Source organism: Vibrio profundum (assembly GCF_050337555.1).
GTDB lineage: Bacteria > Pseudomonadota > Gammaproteobacteria > Enterobacterales > Vibrionaceae > Vibrio > Vibrio profundum.
Genome location: NZ_JAKJTA010000009.1, coordinates 22,834 through 46,134 on the forward strand (window position 1 = coordinate 22,834; position 23,301 = coordinate 46,134).

Consider the following 23,301-nt stretch of genomic DNA (forward strand, 5'->3'; position numbering starts at 1 on the left):
CTACGAGTGTTGTTAATGCTCGTAGCCAAATCCAATGTGATATCTCACCTTGAGCCTATACCAAAAACCAAAATTAGCAATAGGTCCGATGCGGACAAATAAATCCGATAAGGACGGTTATTTGAGATTTTATCAATAAACCTTATCGTCTATGTGGTATCAAATGAGGTTATTGTCTACATTTAAAAGTAAGTCTATTTGGTAATGTAAAGTAAGGTTTTCTATGAGTCATTTATCTAAGTTTATGGTTGGTTTACTGTGCTTTTTTGCATATTCATCCGGCCTTTTTGCTAAGGAAGAATTACGAGTTGGCTATTTACCTATCTTAGACCACCTACCGTTAGTCGTGTCTCACTCTAGAGACAATGATAAATATGAACTCATAGATGTAAAACCAAGGAAATTCAAGAGTTGGGGGCGAATTACAGGTGCATTTAATAATGGTTCGATTGATGCTGCCTTTATACTCTCACCTTTAGCTATGGATATGTATAATAAGAAGAAGAACCTTAAAGTAATTCTTCTTGCTCATCGAGATGGCTCCGCTATTACAGTGAAAGTTGGTTCTGATATAAAATCAGCCGAAGGTTTGAAAGGTAAAAAAATAGCAATCCCTCATCAACTCTCAACCCACAAAGCCCTTCTAAGTCAATATCTTATTAATTCTGGTCTTACATTGGATGATGTTAATACTTCCGTGATTGCGCCGCCACATATGGAAAAAGCAATGGGGAAAGGTGCGATTGATGCCTTTATTGTTGCCGAACCTTTTGGGGCTAAATCTCAAGTCAATGGAGTAGGTAACATCCTTGTTATGACTAATGAGATTGAGAGTGACCATCTAGATTGTATAGTGATTATTAGTCAGAAATACCTAGAGAGTAATCGAGATGGCGTTAAGGAGTGGGTGGCTAGTTTAATTGAAGCCGGTGTATATATCGATCAGGATAAATTGAATAATGGCTCATCAAACGTGGCTGATATTGCATCTCAAAAACAATATATGGGATATGACAGAAAGATAGTTATTGATGGTTTACAGACACCTTCGGACAGGATTAGTTTTAGTAATCTAGAACCCTCAATGTCTGGGTTTGAAAAAGTGTTAGGGATGTCTAATCAGGCGGGAATGATAGAAACGGTTGAGCTTAGCGAATTTATTGACGCCTCGGTATTCAATGATGTATCAAAAAATTAATGAGTGGTTTTTAGGATTTACCGTGAATGACGTTTACTTTTCGGCTTATAGATATTTTATAAAGGTGCAATAGAGTAATGAATTATTTAATGAGTCAGCTTTCATTTAAAGTCAAACTTGCAATGTCATTTTTTGTTATATTGATAATATTGATTGTCATTGGTGTTTTCAGTATTGTAAAGCTTGGTGATATTTCTATGTTGGCTTTAAATATTGCTACGGAGAAAGTCCCTGAATCTTCTAACTTATATAGATTAAGGATAGAAATGGATGATTTTCGTACCGATGTTATCACTCATATCAGTACCTCTGATGAGGAATTGATGGGCGAAATTGAAAAAAGCTTATTAGCTCGTTCAAAGGATGTTGAAGAGAGAATAAACTTAGCGCTGAACCTCTCATCTTTAGTTAACCAAAAAGATAAGATTAACCAGGTGAAAGCTGATTGGTCCTCTTTCGTAGAACTTGCCAATCAATCACTTGAACAAAGTAATAGTTATATGAAGGATGATGCGCAAGAGTTGATGTTGAATGAAGGTATATCTCAGTTTTCCAAAGTTCAAACAAACCTTATGTCCTATATCAACCTTTTAGAAGATAGCTTGAAATCCAATACTGAGGTAGCGGTGACTAGCGTTGAAGATGCACGTATTTCTATCATAACCTTCATGGTGCTGGCTATTATATCTTCTATCCTAATTGGCTTATCGAATGTTAGGAGCTTTACCAAAGAGATAGATAAGATTTTGTCGGTATTGAAGGAATTCTCAGAAGGTAACTTGACCAAAAGTATTACAGTTACTCGCATGGATGAGATTGGAACTGTATCGAAGTTATTAAATGATACGGTTGGTAATTTCAATCGACTCATTAGCTCCATATTCCAAGTGTCTGAAAAAACTAATAGCACATCAATAACGATGTCTCAAATAAGTAACAATATTAATAGCTCGTCGATGAAACAAAAGGAAGAGATAAGTCAGGTTTCTAATGCGATTAGTGAATTGTCTTCGGCTTCTAGTGAAATTGCTAATAGCACTTCGGAAGCCGATAGCACGGCACATGATACGAAAACCAAAGCGGATCAAGGAAACGAAATAATAAAGGATACCGTTTCGGTTATTCGTGAGCTTACGGTGGATATTCAGCAATCGGTTGAACAAACTGAGAAGTTAGAGAATCATAGTAAAGACATTGGTATGGTCATGGAGGTGATCAAATCAATCGCTGGGCAAACGAATTTATTGGCTTTAAATGCTGCGATTGAAGCTGCAAGAGCGGGGGAGCAGGGGCGAGGTTTTGCCGTTGTTGCCGATGAGGTTCGGACATTAGCGAAACGCACCCAAGACTCTACCGAAGAAATTGAAGTAATCATACAACAACTTCAAGAAATTACGACGAGCACAGTATCGACGATGAAAACGATACAATTGAAGGGAAGTGATTGTCTTGAGAGGGCTGAAGATGCCAATACTAATTTAGACCAAATCGTTGCATCGGTCGTAAAAATATCAGCGATGAACGGATCGATAGCGAGTGCTGCTGAAGAGCAAACATCGGTTGTTGCAGGAATACATAACAATATGACAATTATGTTAGATCTTATGAATGAAAGTACAACTCAAGGAGAAGATATATCTAAAGAAAGTGAAAGTCTATCAAGTCTTACTGGGGAAATGGGCGAAGTGATATCGACATTTAAGGTCTAAATATCTCAGGTTGTTAGTATTATGAATATTAGAACTATAATTTTTTTGGTGATAACCGTTAGCCTTTTGTTTCATTTGGCTTTTTTAGCCGCGGGCAGCTTTTATCTGCAAGACTTCGTATGGGTTTCTTATGAGGTGCATTCGTCTGTAGAAATGGCAGGATCAGTCATTGCCTTGGTTATGGCTTTAATATTAGTGTTTTTTGAAAAAGCGAAGATAGGCACTAGTTATAATATCCCCATCGCTGCTGGGTTTGTCTCGATGGGGGTGTTTGATGCGTTTCATGCGGCAATACCAACTGGGCAAGTGTTTGTGTTTCTTCATAGTATGGCTGTCTTTGTTGGTGGGATATTCTTTCTCTCAGTTTATGTATCTGAAAAGTGGACATTTTTTAAATCATTACGTTGGTTGTACTTATCATTAGCTATTTCTGTATTGGTGTCTACATTCAGTTTACTTTTCCCAAACCTAGTGCCATCTATGGTGGTTCAAGGCGAGTTTTCATTGTTTGCCTCTAGCCTTAATTCCATTGGCGGGATTGCATTATTTGCATCCGCAATCAAGTTGATACATCAGTATCGTTTGAAAAAAGAAATCAACGATTTATTGTTCTGTCTACATTGTGTGTTATTTGGTTCCGCCGCAATCATGTTCGAATTGTCTGGCCTATGGGATATATCATGGTGGGGATGGCACTTTTTACGAATGTTTGCCTATGTAGTCGCGCTCTGGATTATAATTTTGGATGGGATTAAAGTTCTAAATATATATAGAAGTAAAAAGGAAGAATTGGAGAAAGAGGTTGAGCTGAGAACACACGAGCTAAATGCCAGCAACAGTGAGCTTGTTACGACACTAAGTAGTCTGAAATTGACGCAAAAAGAACTGGTAGAAGCGGAAAAAATGGCTTCCCTAGGACAAATGATATCGGGTATTGCACATGAAATAAACACACCACTGGGTGTTGCGATTACCGGTGTATCAAGTTTCGATTTGTGGTTAGATGAAGTACGTTCAACAACTGACTTGAAAAAAATATCGGAATCAGTGAACGATATGTCAGATATGAAATCGATTATTCAGTCTAATTTGGATAGAGCATCTGCTTTAGTCGATAAGTTCAAAATGGCTTCGGTAGCCAATAGAAATTTTGAAATAAGTGGATTTTACTTAAAAAACTATATAGACGAGATATTTCAGTCTAGGAGTACGGAGTTTGTTAGCACGAAATCAAAATATCAGGTATTAGGTGATGAAAAATTATTCGTGAATACCTACCAATCAATTGTTTACCAAATGATTAATATCCTTATTAGTAACACTTTTCGCCATGGTATGTGTAACGATCTGGGATGTGATATTTCCGTTAAGGTACGCTATAGCACAAAATGTATCTCAATAGTTTACACTGACAATGGCAAAGGGATTCCTAGCGACGTTCGTGGCAAGGTATTTGACCCATTCACTACATCTGAAAGGTCGTCAGGTTGCCTGGGTCTCGGGCTCCATATTCTCTACAACTTAGTAGTGCAAAAACTAGGCGGCACTGTTGGGTGTAAATACGACGTAGACCAAGGCGTTTACTTTGCGATAGACCTACCAGTCACCTACAAAGATAGCTGCGTCTGGGTCGGTTCATAACGGAATCGCTTGATTGCTTCTTGCTATGTTTAGGTTTCGATCCATCTAATTCTCTCCCCGTCGTTTCAGGTATATTTCCCTCCCTCATCGATCTTGTTGGTGTTCATCTTCAGTGTCTAAATCCGATAAATCGAGCAATGTTGTTCAATAGTTATTTTGCCTAGTAAAACCTGCGTTTTGCCTAGTGATTAGTGTGTTTTGGCACTAATTTATCGTTGCAAGGTTAGGTAGAATATGTACCATCTTTTACATACTTGTTTAGTGATTATGGATTGGGAATTTGAACCAGTAGATGGACCGATACAGGCAGGGTATACACCGATTCAGGAAGATGTGCCTTTAGTGCGAACTGTGGCAAAAGTGCCCGTTGAACCTATTCCTGATAGCAAAATTGTGGTTGAGTTTGCCGGGCAGTGGCCGAAAGCCGCGGCTAACTTGATGCTCAGTAAGACGAAAAAGCAGCATGAAAAGCACGTTTCTCCTAAACATGATTTTGACGTGCAGCACCGCAGCTTGGCTAAATTTGAAGATTTAGAAGGCGAGCCGAGAAACTTATATCTGCGTGTAGTATGTACAGATCAGCCGATGCCAATGTTGTTTAAATTGGCGGAACAACTGCAGCCTGTCTCGAAAAAAACCGACATGGATGAGTGGGACAATGTTCTGGTGCCGATATTGCCAGTGGTCGAGAATAATGGACAGCAAGCGATGTTAGAACAAGGCTACATTTATATCGTTTGGAACAATAAAGTGTGGCGCGAGCTGGAAGTTGATCATCGTCAACAGTTTTCAGATATTGACCTTAGGTATTACCGAGGGAAAGATCCAGCAGCCACTAAGCAGACTCGCCATGTCGACGTTGATGGTAATACGCTGGTTACAGATGGCTATGTGGGAGGCGAATCGTTCGAGCTCAGACAAAACGGTGTGAAAGTGTTTACTGGCACACTGCCGCACAACCAAACTAGCCGAGTGTTTGGCTTCACAGAAGAAGAAGTCGACGTAGTTTTTCCTGAGCTTGATCTCGAGCCTATGACTGTCGCCACTAAGCCGAGCCCAGCAAAAGCGGGCGCGGGTGAGGAGCGTATCGCGCAAGGGATGCCAATGCCACATGTTTGGGTGCCTTATAAAATCAAAGGTCAGACCCAGCAAGAACTGTATCTCCATTACAGCGTGAAACCACTCACGCTTGATCAAGTCTCTGATCTGGAAAGTGACCCAGCCAGCCACGCCATTAAATTATCAGAGCTTGCTTCTTATAGTTCCGCACACAGCTTTTCTGAATCTGGAGAAGTTATCTGCGCGTTAAAACCTACCGATCAGAAAACGAAAGGCGCAGCGCAATTGAACTCTTTAGCTAAATGCAACATAGCAGCTTGCAAGCTTACTGGGGCAGGAAGGCCACAAATACGTTACCTTTGGGAGCCGAATGTCGACCAGAGCGATGACTTTTTCGCGATCCGTAATCAAGACAAAGGTTGGATTTCTAAGGCGTATTTGCGCACCGCACCCAAAGATGAAGAAGGTTACTTATTGCTGAACTTTGCCTCTCCACCACCAGAAATCGATAAAGTTCAGTTAGTGCGTGCGGCTCACAGCGATCTTGGTACAGGTACGCAACATTATATTGTGCTGGAAGACGCCATTCCCGTTTCAGAATTATTAGGATAAATCATGAAAAAGTTTCTAACCGTCGCGACGGCGGTATTAATGCTGGTTGGTTGCGGGCCCAAAAAAGATGACGGCCGCACTTATGTAAGCAAGCATAATTATTACATGATGGAGAAAAGCAAAGGAGGTACGGCCAAAGGCTGGGCGTTCACTGGGCAGGTGCGAGAGTTTCCGGTGTATTACGTTTATCGTGCCAAAGAATGGCCGAGAGAAGATCTCAATGATGCCAGCTCATATGATTTGCCCAGGGTGGAGTTTTTTTGGGCAAATTTAGCTTCTGATGACCCTCATTACACAAAATATGAAGGACGCGCCAAGGTATGGAGTATGAAAACGGATGGTACCGATCTAAGGCTGGTTACCGATAATGCCAATATAGATACAGAAGGGGCCGGAAAAATGGCGCGCTCTCCGAATAATCGCTATTTAGCGTATGGGTATTGGGGCACGGGTAAGGCAGTTTACGACCTTAAAACTAAGAAAACGTATCATTTGGCAAATAGTGGTCCGATTGGATTTTTATGGGCAGAAGATAGCAGCTACTTATATTACCGAACTAGTGTTCATGATGTTTACAAGTGGGATGTGAAAACTCATAAGAAGACTAAGGTGGATTTTCGTATTTCAGATACGGGGATTATATATAATGGAAAGAGAATTGTTGTTGCAGATTTTGCGCTAAACCAGACAGATGAAAAGAGTGGACAGCAAGAAAAGGTTATTTCTTGGGCCAGAGGTTTAGGGCTGCCTACTGAAACAACTGCGGCAGAGTATCGTTCTATTTCTCCCAAAGGACAATATGCATGGGCTCGGTCAAAAAAATATACATTCTTCGTCGATAATAAAATTGGAAAAGTAACGATAGTTCGCAAAGAAATGCCCTATATTCTGGGCGTAAATGGCCGCTTTGGTGACGCGAACCTTCACGCAACAGTAATGGAAGTTCGCGACTATAAAACTATGCAAGCTTGGTCATGGCGACCATTGGGGCACAATAGGACACTTGCACCTATCAGTTTATATAATGCTTTTTCGAATAACGGGATGTGGTTTAAAGGGGCGAAATGATGGGGCGAGTATATGATAATGAGTTTTATCTTTTGGGTGCACAGTTCCATGCTACTGAAGACTCAGGCGGTAACAAATCATTTGATCTCTGGAATCAACAAAACGATTTAACTCTAGAAAAACAGTTAGTAGGCAAAGTACGTCCAATTCCGTTTACACCCGTAATGGTCAATGCTTTAAGTGGCGCTAAAGATAAATATCTTTGGGGTACCAACATAGAAGGCAAATTAATGGAGCTTGGTTTAGCCCAGCCAAGTGATGAGCGGCTGGTTAAAAAGCAAGGGCAAAGCCCGAGTTCTGCTGATCCTATGGTGTTACATCACTCTAGCCGAGTGGAGACGATTCAACCGGGCGTTAATTATGAGCTTAGTTTTCCACCGCTTAACTTGTTGGCGCAAATGATTGGGGATGGTGGAGAAAATGGAGGCGCGGCAGATGTAGAAACGTTGGCCGACAACTTGAGAGATTTTGCTACCACTGTCGAACCTAGCCTTAGTGGCGCACAGTTTGTGATGACTCAGGTTCTTCCGTCACAGTTGGCGCCTGCATATCAAGCACTCGCTGGTGAGCAGCTGGATACGGAACAAATAGCTTATAACGAGTGGCGTGAAAATAAGCTGAAAATGCCAGATAAACCAATTAAGGGTTTTATGCTGCCGAGGATGCATGCCTGTTTAGTGGTATTTAGCGATCCACTGTACGCTGGTTCGGAGGTTTCATTAGTACGTCCTCTTCAGGACGTTTCTCCTGGAGGAACTCATGATTCTGGGGAAGAAGTGTTGGCGACAATTGTCGTCGGGACTCATAAAAAGCTTATGGATGACGGTGCCCATATAGAGGGTTTGCCTAGCGCATTTTTCAGCTTTGATCCCACACAAGTCGGTGATGGCTTTTACCTTGTACGCGTCCAGTTCTGGGAAAAGGAATACGAACAATTTCATCAGCAAGATGGGTTAAAGCTGCCCGAAAGTGTGAAACAGGCCCATGTTGAAAAGGCTTACGTCGCTAAAAATTCAGGTGAACAGCCACAAAACTTATATACTTATGAACTGCATGAAAAACTAGTGTTTCAAGACAGTCCGGGTGTGGGGAAAATGGCTTGTGTGTGTGGCGATATGCTGACATTGGAAGAGCTCATTATTCAGCAATTCCCGTCGCGCTTGCCAGCTTATAGCGACTTTGTGACCCAAGGGTTGACTAAGCAAGTGAAAGGTGAACCGGGGCTCGCGGTATTTTCTTTGGTGGATACTGTGAACTCGGCCTATGGCTCACTAAAGCAAAAAGCTTTGTCGAATCAACTTCAATGTGGAGGTTCTGCCGGCGATATCGCTAAAACTATTGGTGCCGCATTATGGGATGCCACTGATAAGGCGTATGTTCCTGATTTCATTATGAAGGGGATGGCAATTGCACCAGCGCTTGCGGTGCGACAAGAGGCGCTTGCGACTTATAATAAAGCTAAGATACTCGCCCGAAGAAACATAACATGGGCGCAAAGTTCTAAGTTGGTGTTTCGCCACTACGTGATGGATGATAGTTATCTAAAACGTATGTACACAATTGGACGTGATGCCAATGAAGCGACAGAGGTGTCATTGGAGCGAGCATTTGGTCATATCTCTAGTTCTTGGGAAAGCGGTGCACTACTTGAGCGAGGCTTACCTGCCATGGAGACTTATCTTAGCATTAAAGAGGCGCATGGAGAGTATAAAGCACAGCAAAAAGAGGTAGATAGTGCCGATAATGTGTTTGCTCAGCTGGAAGTCTTGGTAGCCAGTTATCTTGAGGAAATTGTGTTTGTAAACAAATACGATGATAAAGACAAGTGGAAGAATAAAGCTAAGTTGTTGCAGGATCAACTTGGTCAAGATGCACATATTGCGGTCGATCAAAGAGGAATCGCAATACAGTTAAATTTCCAGTTTAACTCGGCACATTTAGAAAATGAAGTGCAGCCGCTAAATAGTGACTGCCGTGAAATATGTGAAAATCTGAAAAAACTACTGGAAGATCACCCTTACTATCAAGTAGTCATTGAAGGGCACGCGGGGGTTATTGGGACAGAAGAAGCCAATATTAAAGTATCCAAAGCACGCGCGGAACATATCAAAAATCTCATACTTGACCCAGACGGTAACGTTGGGAATGAAGCGGAACAAGAAGAACTATCCCAAAGATTGAACGTTAAATATTTCGGGAAAAGTCAACTGCTACGTGGGAAGGAGTCTAATTATCATGATACCCACGATCGTTCGGATTCAGCAGATATAGCGGTTGATCGCCGAGTGGTTATTCGGCTATTGATTCCAGAGTTTTCTCTAAGTTTACCGCCAAGCAGAACAGGATCAGCAAAGTTAGAAAAATTACACCTTTTGTGGCAAGCGCATTTGGTTGCGGCGGAGGAGCATGAAACAGAGCTTATTAAAGAGCTTTGCCAAGCATTGGTGAGTGTTGCTTTATTCACGCCGCTAGCACCGTATGCGGCATGGTATCTAATTGCAGAATCGGATCTGGCAATATTGGATACCGCGGCAGAACTGTATGACTCCACACTGGGCGGTGGTGTATATCATGCATTTAAGCAACAACTTACAAGCAAAGATGGTATTCATACATTAGCGAAGATTAATAGAGAAATTTTAAAAAAATATAAGAATGTCAACCAGCCAATTCAAACTGAGACGATTGAGCCAGATCAACTCGCAAACTATTTAAAGAGTTCATCAAATAAAAAAGAGTTGATGAAGCGGTTTTTATTAAGGGCTTATGCTCTTAATTCCCTCATTGAGCTACTTGCGATTATTTCAAGTGAAAAGAAATTGTTTCAAACGCTTGGGGATTTGGTTGAAGCTTATCATGTAAACGATTTTATCCAACGATACTTAATGAGTGACAATTGGGATTTGACGTTTTATGAAGGGAATACGTTGGCAGTAAACTGGGTTAATAGATATAAGCAAACGGCTGGCAGTTTGGCTTATATGGCCAGTAGGGGAGTGAGTTTTGATTTTTCCGACAAAGTTTCTGGGGCATTTTGTACTGGTTTTCCGGTTCAAAGTGCGCTCTACCTAGATAAACCGAAAGATCAAGACACAGGTGGTACACCATCTGTGGTAAATAATGCGTTGGAACAATTTTGCCGCGATTTTGATTTCACTCCGAAAAAAATATCAGATAATGATATTGGATTTTGTCGATTGCTGGTGTTTGATACAGAAACTGATCAGTGGCTAACATACGACAAATGGATGGAGCATAGCTTATCTTTATATGTTCCTTGGCGGGGACGTTTAGGGCCGCAAGACAGAGTTAAAATTCAGGTGGTTTTAACCGAAAAAGCGACCAAAAATTGCAAGTCCGTATTTGTGCATGACCTGTCTTATCTTGCCACTGGTGCGGTATTCGACACTTATGGACCAACGTTTAAAGTGATGTTTACGCACGTCTCCCAAGACCACTTTACCGATCCAGACGGGTATATAAAATCTTATTTCGATGGTCAAGGAAAAGGTGGGGCGACCGATATTCTTAGTGGAATGGAATTTGAACCTACTTTCTGCTTTGGTAGCTATCAGATGCATGGCCTGAAGCCTCTTTGCTCGGCGAGTTGGCTGGATGAAATAGCGGCTGTAATATATGGGGAAAGTAAATTTGAGTATTGGGTAGTCAGTAACTTCCAGCAGTCAATGATCTATGAAATGAGACTAGGCAGTGTACCTTTATCTGTACGCTACCCTTATTCACCAATAAAGGTTGGTCAACGCTTAGAAAAACATATCAAAAATTGGGTTTCAATTGAAGATCGACTGATAAGCTACGGCGTGTTTGATAAAACGACTGAAACTCATAGTTACTCCGGCCAGTATCTATATCGAACGCACCTAAATGATTCTGATTTTTTGGTGGAAGATTTTGTAATGAGCCAAGCATCTGAAAGGAAAGATAATACGCCAAGTATCTTGTCTGGAAATATGTTCTCAGTAGCCGGGCTTAAAATAGGTGATGAGTTTAAGATGGCTTCAGAGTGGTCAATTCAGGCTCTAACCGACCACTTTTCTTGGCAAGAAGAGCAGGATTTTTCTGTGTATATCGCGGTGCTCGGAGATGAAACCGCAAGAGATGATTATGCCGCCATGGCGATGGACGGTGATTGTTGTCCGGTAACGTTTCAATTTTGCGAGGACGGGGTTATTAGTCACACCGATATGTATTATGGTGGAGCTTTAGCTCTGACAAAGTCTGAGACTTATAGCGAGTCGAGCTCAGGATACAATGGTATGTCTATGTCTCCTTCTTATACGCTCGCTCATGAAGAAAGCGATGGTACTCAACTGTCGAAGTATGGCCTATCAGACTTTATAGGAGCAGCAGTCAGGGAGATAGAGCAGAAAAGTGCGGATTATAACAGCGTATTGAAGCATAGTTCTGAGAAGCATATCTATGTAATGAAGTGTGATTTGTCCTACATGGCACCGAATGGTAGTCCTGTTCAAGGCTTACGTCCATTTGGAGATATAATAGATAGTAATGGTCATATAAAAGGGATGGACTTGTCAATCTCTCAGCTAAGCCAATCAAACGTAAATTCAACGTTCCCTGTACCAGAATTGGCACTTTCTTTGCCACCTTCTGGAGCGTTTGACAGTCTAACAATGCCTTGGTGCCGTGACATCAATGAATCTGAGGCTAAGAATCTATCTGCTTATCATTATTGGAGTACATTGGATGCCAAACAAAAAAGCGCTTGGCTGAAAAAATGGATAGAAGATGACAAAACATCCACTCAAGCTCCTTCAGTAGAGTTATTGCAAGTATAATCCTACAACAGAACCTCAGAGTTCGACTTTCGACCTCTGAGGTTCTGTTTCTATCTTTTTCCCTTATTATCCTCTCCAATTTCAGCTTGTTTTTCAGTCGAACACATTAGTAATGCTCTATTTATTGCATACTTCTCGTTGAATATTTACGCAAAAAATCAAAAAAATATGACAAGAGAGAACTTTTCCTAGCATTGACGCAATCGTTTGCTGTATTCTTTCAGCCTTCAAAATATGTCTATTTATTCAGTTCTGGTGCCGACGTGTTTGGCATTGTTGAATATTAATCGATTAAAAATTGTCGTTTATCGCGTGTGCTACATCACTAACCCACTCATGTTGGTTATGAACTGTTTTAAATACGTGAGTGAGCGGTGGTGCAATTCACAACACTGATAGTTTTCAAGGAAACAATAACAATGTCGAAAAATCACTCGTTTGACTCTAATCAGGCTTCAACCCTTTCGGGTAGCCAGCAGGGCGGTGGCTTGGACAAGTACTTTAAGATCTCTCAGCGTGGTAGTAGCGTTAAACAAGAAGTAGTTGCAGGCTTAACGACCTTCTTAGCGATGGTATATTCGGTGATTGTTGTGCCAAATATGCTTGGTGCGGCAGGCTTTAATCAAGGCGCGGTATTTATTGCTACGTGTTTAGTCGCGGCATTTGGTTCTTTGTTGATGGGGCTTTGGGCAAAATTACCAATGGCTATTGGCTGCGCGATTTCTTTGACGGCTTTCACCGCGTTTAGCTTGGTATTAGGGCAGGGCGTTAGTGTTCCTGTTGCCCTTGGCGCTGTATTCCTAATGGGTGTGGTGTTCACTATTATCACGGTTACGGGCATTCGTCAGTGGATCTTAACTAACTTACCTTATGGTGTGGCGCATGGTACTGGGATCGGCATTGGCTTGTTCTTGCTGCTTATCGCTGCGAATGGCGTTGGGTTGGTCGTGAAAAATCCAGAAGCAGGTCTGCCTGTTGCGTTGGGTGATTTCATGTCGCTTCCTGTAATTATGTCTATCGTGGGGTTGGCGGCGATCATTGGCCTTGAAAAACGCAAAGTGCCGGGCGGTATTCTATTAGTCATCGTCGCGATTTCTATCTTTGGCTTGATTTTCGATCCTAAAGTTGTCTACAAGGGTTTGTTTGCGATGCCTTCGTTTGGTAGTGGTAATGATTCACTGCTAGGTAAATTGGATATTATGGGCGCGCTTTCTCCAGTGGTGATTCCAAGTGTATTGGCGTTGGTTATGACGGCTATCTTTGACGCGACGGGCACCATCCGTGCGGTTGCTGGCCAAGCAAACTTGCTGGATAAAAATAATCAAATTATTGATGGTGGTAAGGCGTTAACGTCTGATTCTGTTACCAGTATTCTGGCTGGCTTTGTGGGCGGCGCACCTGCTGCTGTGTATATTGAATCAGCGGCTGGAACGGCAGCGGGCGGTAAAACAGGCTTAACGGCAACTGTCGTTGGCGCTCTTTTCTTAGGTATGTTGTTCCTCGCTCCGCTGAGTTATTTGGTGCCGAGCTACGCCACTGCGCCTGCCTTAATGTATGTTGGATTGCTCATGTTAAGCAACGTGACTAAGTTGGACATGGATGATTCAGTAGATGCGCTATCTGGCCTCTTGTGCGCGGTATTTATCGTGCTGACGAGTAATATCGTGACAGGTATTATGCTAGGTTTTGCTGGGTTAGTGATTGGCCGAGTGATTTCAGGGGATTGGAAAAAGCTCAATGTCGGAACGGTCGTGATTGCTGCTATCTTAGTGGGCTTCTACGCTGGCGGTTGGGCGATCTAACTGCTTTAGCAAATTGGCTTAATAGCTTAATGGTTTAGCTGAGTCAGTTGCTTAGCTAATATAGCGTCACATAGAAAAAAGCTCCTTTGCGTAAGCAAGGAGCTTTTTATGATCTTAAGCCATTTTCAATGCTTCGCAGTATTCCTCGAAGGAAAAGTGTTTCCAGCATTGTGAGAAGAGGGGCGAAAGGGGTTTAGAATCAGTTACCTTTATACATGCGTTCGAATCCCTTAGGATCCCATCCAATCATGTAGCGATCACCAATTTTCAAGACCGGTAATGAACGTGCGCCAATCGCATCCAGTTCTTTACGTCCTCGTTGCATCTTTGCGTTGGTTAAGCGGTACTGATAGCCTTTTTCATCTAAATAGCGCTGAGCATCTTTGCAATGAGCACACTTATCTTTTACGTATAGGACTAGTCTTGTCATCACGGTTACCATTTCATTGACTCTGAGGTGGGGGATTATAACGAATTTATAGCCAATAGGACAAATTCTTGAGCTTAGCGCTATGGTGAGAAAGGCTTGGGCTGGATTCTAGTAATAAGCTCACTCGCTGAGCGTTTATTGGCTATCAATATCGAGTTCGGACAGGTGCTCTAGGAATATCTTTAGTTTGGCTGGCATCCAGCGTTTGTTGGGGTACACCACATACAAGTCGATGGTCGGCAGCTTGATATCAGGTAAAACGGGAATCAACTCCCCTGCACTTACTTCATATTTTGCAGTGAGCAAAGGGAGTATCGCAATTCCTAATCCCGAAATAGCCGCTTCTTTAACGCAATAGATATCGTTGATTTTAATCCGGCTTTGCAACTTTGCTTGTTCCGCAGGATCTTCTAGGAGTTCGCGCATGAACTCGAATGATTGGCCACGGGAGAATTCGATGATGTCTGAATTTATTAACTGTTCTTTCGATTCAATCTTGCCTTTTTGATCTAAATAAGAAGGCGATGCAAACAAGCCCAATTTCATACGGGTTAGCCTGCGTGCAATGAGACTTGAATCTTTTAATCCCGCGCTTCCTACATCAATCCTTAGCGCCACGTCGATTTGATCGCGTACCATATCAACACTGGTGTAACCCAACACAAAATCGACAACAACATGAGGATTATCATCCATAAATGGCTGAAGGAGTTCACTGATGAACAGGCGAGATAAAGTATTGGGCGCTGATACTCGCAACGTTCCCGTGGCTTCGTCTCTAAGGGTCATGGTGTATTGCTGCGCTTCTTTAGCCGTATCCATGATCTGATTGCAATATTGTAGGAAGCCTTCTCCCGCTTCGGTCAGGGTGACAGAGCGAGTGGTCCGGTTTAACAAACGTACGCCGAGGTTTGTTTCTAACTGGGTGACCTTGCTGCTGGTGGTCGATTTATCCATATTTAACTTTTCTGCAGCTTTGGTAAAACTTTGGTTCTCCGCCACCAAGGCAAATATTTGAATTAAATTCAAATCCATCAAGGATCCTTATTGTTGGATATACCCAACAGTATGTTCTCGTTTACCCCGATTATCAAAGAAAAAAAACATTATATAGTTACGTCAGTTGGGAATGGCATTAACCGCACAATTGCATTTAATCGCCAATCTCACGATAGAAATAAATTGGAAAAAATAGAAGTAAGAAGTGGTACTGCCGTAGTTATTATCTGAAATCAGGAGTGAGTAACTTTACGGTGCACCAGTAATCTCCAGCTAAGCATCTTGTATAAGGTGTTGAGAAGAAGGAAAGACAAATGAATCAAACACGACCGGCTGGGTTAACAGCTATCCTAGTGATCTCCTCGTGGATGACCTACCGAGTATTAGGATTGATATTTTTGGGTGAGACCGATGCGTTCGGGGGCAGTTTGATGGCTTCGGCTTGGGTTATCCCTCTAGGTCAAGACGCTTTAGTCGGGCTGTGTGCTCCGTTCGTCGTCTACCTTCTTGCGACTCGCCCGAAAGTAATTACTTACGCGATTGGCTTAGCGTGGCTATGGTGGGGTGTGACCGATTTCGTTGTAGGTATTGTGACTGGAGCTAACTATCCGCCAACCACATCACTATTTGGCCCGTATACACCGAGCGCGATGATGGAAATTTGGTTATACGGTAACTTATTTGTAGAAATATGGGCGCTATATTTGATGTTGACTCCTTCGGTAAGGGTGTACTTCCAACGTGGAGAAAACCAAGCTGCGATGAGCGTATCGCAATCACCAATAGGCGGAGCGTGGATTTACATTATCATTGTGTCTGGATTGGTCGGGCTTACTTTCCCTTACGTAGCCATTGTGATTGATGGAGTATTTCAATTGTTGGGCTTTGCCGCAGCCTGATGATAATGAGAGCGAGCTATGGGTAACTCAAAGTTTCACGGTAGATAAGTACTGTGAAATTTTGCAATTTAGAAATTTAGAAACTTAGAAACTTAGAAACTTAGAAACTTAGAAACTTAGAAACTTAGAAACTTAGAAACGTTGAGGGGATTTGTGCTGAGATACTGCTCCCATCACATAATCATTGTGTACACATCAAACTGAAACTCATACACTTAAATTATTGTATATAAAAGGGACTCTAAACATGAAACTCGCCATCCCCTTATGCCTGTTAGCACTCGTTCTGCCTAGTTTGGCTAGTGCAAAAGAATGCGGCACCATCACAATTGCCGATATGAATTGGAGCTCCGCGAGCCTCATTGCCAATGTGGATCAGTTCATTCTCAAAAACGGTTACGGTTGTGATGCCGAGTTGGTACCGGGTGATTCTAACCCCACCAGTGCCTCTATGATTGAGAAGGGCCAGCCGGATGTTGCGCCTGAACTGTGGACCAACAGTTTGAAAGATGCGCTAGAAGAAGGTGTTAAAGAGAAACGTTTGAGAATCGCGGGTAAGGTGCTCTCTGATGGCGGTGAGGAGGGGTTTTGGGTTCCGAAATACCTAGTTGAACAGTACCCAGATCTTGCCACGATAGAAGGGGTGAAAAAGCATGCGAATTTGTTTAAGAACCCAGAAGATCCAGACTCATTTGCAATCTACGGATGTCCCGCGGGTTGGGCTTGCCAGATAACGACTGAGAACTTATTTAAAGCACTGAAGTTGAAAAATGCGGGTTTTTCAATCGTAGATCCGGGCTCTGCCGCAGGTTTATCAGGGTCGCTCGCCAAGGCCTATGAGCGACATAAGCCTTGGATCGGTTACTACTGGGCCCCCACGCCTATTTTGGGAAAATACTCCATGGTTAAGGTTGATTTTGGCAGTGGCATTGACGAGAAAGAGTTCATAAATTGCACCACGCAAGCCGATTGTTTGAACCCAAAAGTGACGATGTATCCTCCCGGCCCCGTATACACCATCACGACAGAAAAACTCGCAGATAAAGCTCCCGAAGCTTATCAGTATTTTTCGAAGCGCAGCTTTACTAACAAAGACTTAAACCATTTGCTGGCTTGGATGGAAGAAAATCAAGCTGACGGTAATGATGCCATGTACTACTTTTTGACTCAGTATCCGCAAATATGGCACCAATGGGTTCCGCAAGCGGTAGCGGATAAAGTCGACGCGGCACTGTAACCTTCGACGTATACTAGGCAATCGGTTCGCAAGAAGTTGGTTCACAAGACAATTGCTTCACAAGACAAGCGGCTCACAAGCCAAGCCAGTTCATAAGACACGCTATTTCACAGACAAACTAGTCCACAAAACAAACTACATAGATACAAGAAGCCCTCTGAGTATTAAATGCTCAGGGGGCTTCTCTCTGATATGAGAGCGGTATCGATTATGGAAAAGTGAGGAAGAGGGGCTCTATACTTAAAACAGAATTTGGTTGAGAAGATAAGTATGTCCGTTCTATGGGGCCGACAAGGCGTTAAAACGCGAATCGTTAAGCTGTGGCCGTTACTAACTCTGTTATTGGTTACGTTGAGCAGTTCGTCTACGCAAGCGAAAGAGACGCTGACTTGGTGCACCATTTATAAATGGAGTCCTTGGGTGTATCCGATAAACGGAGTGTATGACGGCATTTTAATCGAAGAACTGACAAGGATTGAGCAAGAACATGATGTTGAATTAATTATGGTGCCTGATCTTAGTTGGAAGCGTTGCCAACGCCAAGTTGAAACAGGTGACGTTGATATGATAGTTGGAGGGTATAAAACGAGTGCGAGGGAAAAGATATTTTCTTACATCAATACTCCATCCTTTACCGACTCATCTAAAATTGCGGCGTACACCTCGGCAAATAATGATTCAATCCCCAAGGTTGATAGCCTAAACGAATTGACCGGCTATTCCGTGGCAAAAATTATAGGGGATAGTCATGGGACAAAAGCCGATACGTTCATAGCTTCTCTACCAAAACAGCAAGTTCATCCGGTAAGCAAACACGACCAGCTGTTTAACAAGATATTGTTAGGCCGGACCGATTTGTTTTTCAGCAGAGATTCTGGTTTTGATGTCTATATCAAGGGGGTAGGGTTAAACCCGACAGACTTTAGGAAGGTATTGACAGTCGAAGATACGGTGGCTGGCTATATTATCTTTGCGAAGGAATCTGCAAACTTTTATAAATACAATCAGCCATTTTCAAGTACCATTTCTGATTACATGAAAGACATCAACCTGAAAGATAAAATTAAGTATCATAAAAATAGAGCAAATAAAAACAAATCCCAAGAGTGATTAAGTATATTTTCTGCGCCTTGTCTATAGTGTGAAAGTGCTCTGAGGTTACGCTATATATCAAAATGTTAGGATCTCAGGGATGTCATCATTTCTTGCAACGTTATGATGGAAGGGAAACGTGTGGTATCTCTATGCCGAAGCAATTGGACTTTAGTTTGAGCATATTCGATGGGCAAAGGCGTGATGGTTAGTTGGTCACTATATTGTGATGCTTTGAGTATTCGTTCAGGCATCAAGGTACAGCCGAGGCCAATCGCGACACACCCGAGAATGCCATCTAAAGATCCTAACTCCATGACTTTCAATTCTGTATCTCCATTTGCACGTCGCCATGCAAGGGCTTGAGCTCGGTAGGAGCACCCGTCTCGGAACAAAATAAGTGGAAGCGCGTTAACGTCTAGGTCTTTTTGGTGAACCAACACCAAGAGATCATTTAGGCTCGCTTCAGTGACCAACTCGTCGTGTGCGACTGGGCCACTCACAAATACGACATCCAATTCATGATCAATTAAACGGCTCACGAGGTGGGCAGTGGTAGAAGTGTGTATTTGAAGAGATATTCCGGGGTGAGAATCAACGCAGTCTTTTAATAAACAAGGCAGGTCTGTGGCGGCGAATGTTTCAATTGAGCCAATACGCAGTTCACCGCTTGAGCGGCCAACGTGGCGAAGCGCAGATGCGGTTTGTTGTTCAAGTTTCAGCATTTTTTGCGCATATCCTTGCAACGTTCTACCCGCTACCGTGAGCACTAGACGTCTACCTTTACGATGAAAAAGTGGCACGCCAAGTTCCGACTCTAGACGCTGAATCCGCATTGTGACGTTAGATTGAACAGTATTCAGCATTCTGGCAGCGGATGAAATCCCGCCTTCCTTTACAACGGCATCAAAAGTACGTAGCGATTGAAGATCCACTCTGATATCTCAAATTAAGATGGTTTTAATCAAAATAAATCATTTTTATTGAATTAACAAATTGATTATATTTGTGTTCAAACTTTAATGTAGAAGATTTTTATGTTGGCAAAGATAAACAAAACGAAAGTGCTCGTTGCTGGGATATCGAGTCTAGTCCTCAGTGTTGGGATTGCTCGGTTCGCCTACACCCCTATGCTTTCAATTATGCAGCAGCAAACGGGACTCAGTCAAAGCATGGGGGCATTGCTAGCTAGCATTAATTACATTGGCTATTTTCTGGGCGTATTACTAACTGCTTCCATCCGAGATATTCGAGTAAAGCATACCTGCTATTGTATCGGGATGGTGTTGGCTGTGGTCACCACCTTTTCAATGGGCCTGACGAGTAATGTATGGTTGTGGTCTGGCTTGAGGTTACTATCTGGCCTGAGCAGCGCCGCAGGGGTTTTGATGAGCTCAGGGCTGATACTCAATTGGCTCATTAGCAATAAAAAAAATGCGCAACTTGGCTTTCACTTTTGTGGTATCGGATTGGGGATCGTTGTCGCCGCTTCTCTTCCTTCTCTGACCTATCAAATTTTAGATTGGAAACAGCTTTGGTATGTCTATGGCGCATTGAGCGTTCTGCTGCTAATCCCCGCTTTGGCTTGGTTACCAAGGCCTGCATCTCAGCAATTCAAAGTCAACGATGGCCAAGTCGACAGCTCTCCATCTGCTAAGTTCTTACGATATATGAAATTAGGTTATTTCTGTGCTGGTGTTGGATACGTCGTGAGCGCGACATTTATTGTCGCTATTGTCAATTCAGCGCTTGGCAGCAGTAATGAAGGCAATGCGGTCTTTATTCTACTTGGGTTAGCTGCAATGTTCGCACCCATATGGGATAAAATTTCGATGAAAATGGGGCGTCTCAATGCTCTGATACTCGCGTGTTTATTGCAAACGCTTGGGGTTTTATTACCGACGCTCAGTACAAATATCGCTGTGTTGCTCGTCAGTGCCGTCTTGTTTGGCAATACATTTATTGCCATCGTCAATCTAGTGATGACGATGTCTGGCCAATATTATCCGAGTAATCCAGCGAAAATGATGGCAAAAATGACGATCAGTTATGCGTTCGCTCAGATCATTGCCCCCATCGGTATCGCTATCATGGTGGCGCATCATCTTAGTTATCTTGATGGGTTATATTTTGCGGGAGCGATCATGATAGCGGGAACGTTGAGCATGATTAAATTAAAGTCTCTTGAGAAACCATCCTCCGCAGTTCATGCGTGACGTATATCGTCGTATCGACTCTTAAAACGTCCCCTATAAATAGAGGGGGCGAAGGGAGAATTTGCTGTAGAAGAAATGTGAGGTCATAAGCGTTTTTATTGTGGGCCATCGCCAACAGTGTGTTCTCGTTTACCCCGATTATCCACGATGAAAATCTATATATACTGCGTTTTATGGGTTGAGGTTCAGCCCCAAAGATAACCGCAGGAGTATATATTATGACTATGACAACAACGCAGAAAATGTTACCGGATGGCTCTAACCCAGAAGGCGTTAATCCAGTCCCCGCTCTTAACTGGAACTCGACGGCAGACTTAACTGACATTGTGGTACATGGCCCAGCATTTTCTCATGCTACGACCAAACTGCGCAGTATTTTGGTATACGCCGATTTGCCGTATACGCATATGCAGCACCTAAAAGCCAAACCACAAGGCATTCGCCCAAATACAGACTATCGTAAAGTGCCCAACATTGATGTAGCAGGTCGCCAAGTAAACGATTCTGGGGTTATTTTGAGACATTTACTTCCTGTATTGGGCCTAGAGTTCGATGAAGAGTGGGAAGAACGAATTGTATTTGAACTTGATACTACGTTTAAATTGCACTGCACGTCTGATGATTGGGCGCGCTTGGCGGTAGCAACCTTAGGTGCGCCTAAGTTTTTAAAATGGTTGGTCGGCCCTAAACTTAAAAGTATGGAGCGCAAGCAAGCGCATCATAATATTAAAACAACGGGTTTAGGGCATCGAGAAGGGGATGAGGTGAGAGTTGCTCGTGACTTTAAATCTTCGATGCGCGGCCAATTTCACGCAGGCGACGCACCTGGACATGTCGATTTGTCGCTCTATGGCTTTTTGGCAGGGTATCTGCACGGCGACTGTAAAATCGTCCACAATATGATTGAGAAAGCGGGCTTAGAGAAATGGGTCGCCGATATGAAGCGAGTGGTACCGTTAGAAAAATTATTTGAACACGGTTGGTCATAAACCTCACGACTCAAGGTTGAATTTACCGCTAAATAGAAACGGCCAGACAGCGGCAATGCTGTCTGGCCGTTTCTATTGTTGGCTGTAGCCAATAGTGGGTCGTAACTCCAACCTATTGATATATGGTACAATCTCATGTTTGGGGAATAACCATGGCCACCATTGAAGTAGCTTGCCGGTTTTGTGAACAAACCGAGCCAGTGAAGAGGCACGGAACAGGCTCCACTGGGCATCAGCGTTTCCGTTGTCTCGACTGTAAACGCACCTTCCAACTCGATTATGTGTATGAAGCTTGGAAGCCCGGCATCAAAGAGAAAATCGTCGATATGGCAATGAATAGTTCAGAATTAATGAAACTTTATAAAGTGCATTATGCTTGTCATGGTCCAGACGGCTGGAGATTTGAATCGGAAGTAACATTCGAGGACGAGGTGGCTATGTTCCGTCATGTCATAGAAGCCACACAATCAGGGCATTCTGCCGCAATCTCGCATATTGTACTGGTCTAATAGGATCGGACACTTTACTAATCGACATTGGACGCTTTAGGTTGGGACATCGAGTTTAGTGGACTCAATGTCCAAAACTTCTGGTTCGGATCATGTTCCAAAAGTTCGCTCTACTACATTTTTCACCAGTGTAAGTCATCAGGGTGTAAGCCAACGCTAGTGCGGTATTGTTCAAACAATCCTTCTTTTTTCATCGCTTTTAGATGTCCGGATAACTCCGATCCAAGGTAGCCATACTTTTTGTATAAAAAGGCATGCGCCGTCACTTCTTCCATCACCCCAGAAAGGTAGATATGCGACGAATATTTAGAAAGCTCTTTGTTCCCTCTCAACTCTTGCTTTATTCCACCTAACACATCAACAAATACGTCAATTCTTTTTCCAGATTTAAGCATTCCTAACGCCTGGCCTATGGTGTTTGCCTCAAAGAGTCGACTTTCAGATACCATTCTCCTTAACTGCGTTCTCGCTTTCTTACTTCCACGTATATAACCTACTTTTAGGTCCAGTCCTTTGAAGTCCTCCCAACTAGAAAACTTCAAGTCCTTGTCTCGTGAGTACGCCACAAATATCAATTTCGATAAATGTTCTTCCACCCGCACCAAATTTCCGTATGTCTCATTATATGAATATACTCGGCTTATCTCACCATCAAATTTCCCTGCATTCACGTAAACGCTAGAGCGCTTAAGAGGAAGAATAACCATATCTAACTTAATTCCCATGCGACCAAGTGCTTCATTAAAGATAAGCACATACCATTGAGTCCTTGCTTCCTCTTTGGGTAAAAAAAAGGTCAATGTTAGAGTATCTGGTCGATTGTTCGCACTAGATATAAGAGGAAAACAAAGCGCCAAAATTAGTAGTAAAGGTGCTGTATAGTTAGATCTCAATGCATGCAACCCATAATCAATCAGTTGAGTACCTTTATTGTAGTAGAATAAAGTGGACCCAATGAGTTAGACACGGCTTTGTTGAAGCGCTCAATATCCGGTCGTGACTCCAAGCTAGTGAGTTAGTTTAT

The 23,301-nt window shown here is 42.7% G+C and carries 16 protein-coding genes and 1 pseudogene; 13 read left to right on the plus strand and 4 right to left on the minus strand.

Going from position 1 to position 23,301, the window contains the following annotated elements:
- Nucleotides 1-223: 223 nt before the first annotated feature.
- The 7 genes from L4C34_RS09805 (at nucleotide 224) to L4C34_RS09835 (ending at nucleotide 13,906) form a co-directional block, all read left to right on the plus strand.
- The gene (locus tag L4C34_RS09805) at nucleotides 224-1,198 is read left to right on the plus strand and encodes an ABC transporter substrate-binding protein (protein ID WP_428789167.1); all 975 of its coding nucleotides are present in this window, start codon (nucleotides 224-226) and stop codon (nucleotides 1,196-1,198) included.
- Between the two features lie 77 nt (nucleotides 1,199-1,275).
- Entirely contained in the window at nucleotides 1,276-2,907 is a 1,632-nt protein-coding gene (locus L4C34_RS09810) for a methyl-accepting chemotaxis protein (protein ID WP_428789168.1), read from the plus strand.
- Between the two features lie 21 nt (nucleotides 2,908-2,928).
- Complete coding sequence (locus tag L4C34_RS09815; protein WP_428789169.1) at nucleotides 2,929-4,548, plus strand: ATP-binding protein; 1,620 nt, start codon at nucleotides 2,929-2,931, stop codon at nucleotides 4,546-4,548.
- Between the two features lie 234 nt (nucleotides 4,549-4,782).
- Entirely contained in the window at nucleotides 4,783-6,219 is a 1,437-nt protein-coding gene (locus L4C34_RS09820) for a hypothetical protein (RefSeq protein ID WP_428789170.1), read from the plus strand.
- A gap of 3 nt (nucleotides 6,220-6,222) precedes the next feature.
- On the plus strand, nucleotides 6,223-7,287 hold the full coding sequence (locus tag L4C34_RS09825) for a TolB-like translocation protein (RefSeq protein WP_428789171.1): 1,065 nt from the start codon (nucleotides 6,223-6,225) through the stop codon (nucleotides 7,285-7,287).
- Entirely contained in the window at nucleotides 7,284-12,104 is a 4,821-nt protein-coding gene (locus L4C34_RS09830) for an OmpA family protein (protein ID WP_428789172.1), read from the plus strand. The genes L4C34_RS09825 and L4C34_RS09830 overlap by 4 nt, the downstream gene beginning before the upstream one ends.
- Nucleotides 12,105-12,523: 419 nt before the next feature.
- Complete coding sequence (locus L4C34_RS09835; protein ID WP_428789173.1) at nucleotides 12,524-13,906, plus strand: NCS2 family permease; 1,383 nt, start codon at nucleotides 12,524-12,526, stop codon at nucleotides 13,904-13,906.
- Between the two features lie 199 nt (nucleotides 13,907-14,105).
- Here the strand turns inward: L4C34_RS09835 and L4C34_RS09840 are convergent, their stop codons facing one another.
- Nucleotides 14,106-14,336 carry a glutaredoxin family protein gene (locus tag L4C34_RS09840; RefSeq protein ID WP_428789174.1) on the minus strand — a complete coding sequence of 77 codons (231 nt, stop codon included), beginning with the start codon at nucleotides 14,334-14,336 and terminating at the stop codon, nucleotides 14,106-14,108.
- A gap of 135 nt (nucleotides 14,337-14,471) precedes the next feature.
- On the minus strand, nucleotides 14,472-15,371 hold the full coding sequence (locus L4C34_RS09845; RefSeq protein ID WP_428789175.1) for a LysR family transcriptional regulator: 900 nt from the start codon (nucleotides 15,369-15,371) through the stop codon (nucleotides 14,472-14,474).
- 278 nt (nucleotides 15,372-15,649) lie between these two features.
- On the opposite strand from L4C34_RS09845, the gene L4C34_RS09850 reads away from it, so the two are divergent.
- The 3 genes from L4C34_RS09850 to L4C34_RS09860 all read left to right on the plus strand — a co-directional run bounded on the left by L4C34_RS09850 (nucleotide 15,650) and on the right by L4C34_RS09860 (nucleotide 18,581).
- Complete coding sequence (locus L4C34_RS09850; RefSeq protein WP_428789176.1) at nucleotides 15,650-16,234, plus strand: hypothetical protein; 585 nt, start codon at nucleotides 15,650-15,652, stop codon at nucleotides 16,232-16,234.
- Between the two features lie 247 nt (nucleotides 16,235-16,481).
- Nucleotides 16,482-17,471 carry an ABC transporter substrate-binding protein gene (locus L4C34_RS09855; protein ID WP_428789177.1) on the plus strand — a complete coding sequence of 330 codons (990 nt, stop codon included), beginning with the start codon at nucleotides 16,482-16,484 and terminating at the stop codon, nucleotides 17,469-17,471.
- A gap of 270 nt (nucleotides 17,472-17,741) precedes the next feature.
- Nucleotides 17,742-18,581 carry a substrate-binding periplasmic protein gene (locus tag L4C34_RS09860; protein WP_428789178.1) on the plus strand — a complete coding sequence of 280 codons (840 nt, stop codon included), beginning with the start codon at nucleotides 17,742-17,744 and terminating at the stop codon, nucleotides 18,579-18,581.
- Nucleotides 18,582-18,649: 68 nt separating this feature from the next.
- Here the strand turns inward: L4C34_RS09860 and L4C34_RS09865 are convergent, their stop codons facing one another.
- Nucleotides 18,650-19,498 (minus strand): LysR family transcriptional regulator, encoded by an 849-nt coding sequence (locus tag L4C34_RS09865; protein ID WP_428789179.1) that lies wholly within the window; start codon nucleotides 19,496-19,498, stop codon nucleotides 18,650-18,652.
- 102 nt (nucleotides 19,499-19,600) lie between these two features.
- Here L4C34_RS09865 and L4C34_RS09870 point away from each other — a divergent pair, with 102 nt between their 5' ends.
- From L4C34_RS09870 to L4C34_RS09880, 3 genes and pseudogenes are all read left to right on the plus strand, one after another.
- The gene (locus L4C34_RS09870) at nucleotides 19,601-20,779 is read left to right on the plus strand and encodes a YbfB/YjiJ family MFS transporter (RefSeq protein ID WP_428789180.1); all 1,179 of its coding nucleotides are present in this window, start codon (nucleotides 19,601-19,603) and stop codon (nucleotides 20,777-20,779) included.
- Nucleotides 20,780-20,997: 218 nt separating this feature from the next.
- On the plus strand, nucleotides 20,998-21,768 hold the full coding sequence (locus tag L4C34_RS09875) for a thioredoxin domain-containing protein (RefSeq protein WP_428789181.1): 771 nt from the start codon (nucleotides 20,998-21,000) through the stop codon (nucleotides 21,766-21,768).
- Between the two features lie 152 nt (nucleotides 21,769-21,920).
- Nucleotides 21,921-22,136 (plus strand): annotated as a pseudogene (locus tag L4C34_RS09880) (IS1 family transposase); the annotation flags it as partial.
- 263 nt (nucleotides 22,137-22,399) lie between these two features.
- Here L4C34_RS09880 and L4C34_RS09885 read toward each other — a convergent pair.
- Nucleotides 22,400-23,032: a hypothetical protein gene (locus L4C34_RS09885; RefSeq protein WP_428789182.1), complete on the minus strand. Its 633-nt coding sequence runs from the start codon at nucleotides 23,030-23,032 to the stop codon at nucleotides 22,400-22,402.
- Nucleotides 23,033-23,301 lie beyond the last annotated feature (269 nt).

What these genes read in the sequence shown, in the direction of transcription:
- L4C34_RS09805 (WP_428789167.1), top strand. Translation starts at nt 224, where the DNA reads ATGAGTCATTTATCTAAGTTTATGGTTGGTTTACTGTGCTTTTTTGCA.
- L4C34_RS09875 (WP_428789181.1), top strand. Translation starts at nt 20,998, where the DNA reads ATGACTATGACAACAACGCAGAAAATGTTACCGGATGGCTCTAACCCA.
- L4C34_RS09830 (WP_428789172.1), top strand. Translation starts at nt 7,284, where the DNA reads ATGATGGGGCGAGTATATGATAATGAGTTTTATCTTTTGGGTGCACAG.
- L4C34_RS09840 (WP_428789174.1), bottom strand. Translation starts at nt 14,336, where the DNA reads ATGACAAGACTAGTCCTATACGTAAAAGATAAGTGTGCTCATTGCAAA.
- L4C34_RS09820 (WP_428789170.1), top strand. Translation starts at nt 4,783, where the DNA reads ATGTACCATCTTTTACATACTTGTTTAGTGATTATGGATTGGGAATTT.
- L4C34_RS09850 (WP_428789176.1), top strand. Translation starts at nt 15,650, where the DNA reads ATGAATCAAACACGACCGGCTGGGTTAACAGCTATCCTAGTGATCTCC.
- L4C34_RS09810 (WP_428789168.1), top strand. Translation starts at nt 1,276, where the DNA reads ATGAATTATTTAATGAGTCAGCTTTCATTTAAAGTCAAACTTGCAATG.
- L4C34_RS09845 (WP_428789175.1), bottom strand. Translation starts at nt 15,371, where the DNA reads ATGGATTTGAATTTAATTCAAATATTTGCCTTGGTGGCGGAGAACCAA.
- L4C34_RS09860 (WP_428789178.1), top strand. Translation starts at nt 17,742, where the DNA reads ATGTCCGTTCTATGGGGCCGACAAGGCGTTAAAACGCGAATCGTTAAG.
- L4C34_RS09815 (WP_428789169.1), top strand. Translation starts at nt 2,929, where the DNA reads ATGAATATTAGAACTATAATTTTTTTGGTGATAACCGTTAGCCTTTTG.
- L4C34_RS09825 (WP_428789171.1), top strand. Translation starts at nt 6,223, where the DNA reads ATGAAAAAGTTTCTAACCGTCGCGACGGCGGTATTAATGCTGGTTGGT.
- L4C34_RS09855 (WP_428789177.1), top strand. Translation starts at nt 16,482, where the DNA reads ATGAAACTCGCCATCCCCTTATGCCTGTTAGCACTCGTTCTGCCTAGT.
- L4C34_RS09835 (WP_428789173.1), top strand. Translation starts at nt 12,524, where the DNA reads ATGTCGAAAAATCACTCGTTTGACTCTAATCAGGCTTCAACCCTTTCG.
- L4C34_RS09870 (WP_428789180.1), top strand. Translation starts at nt 19,601, where the DNA reads ATGTTGGCAAAGATAAACAAAACGAAAGTGCTCGTTGCTGGGATATCG.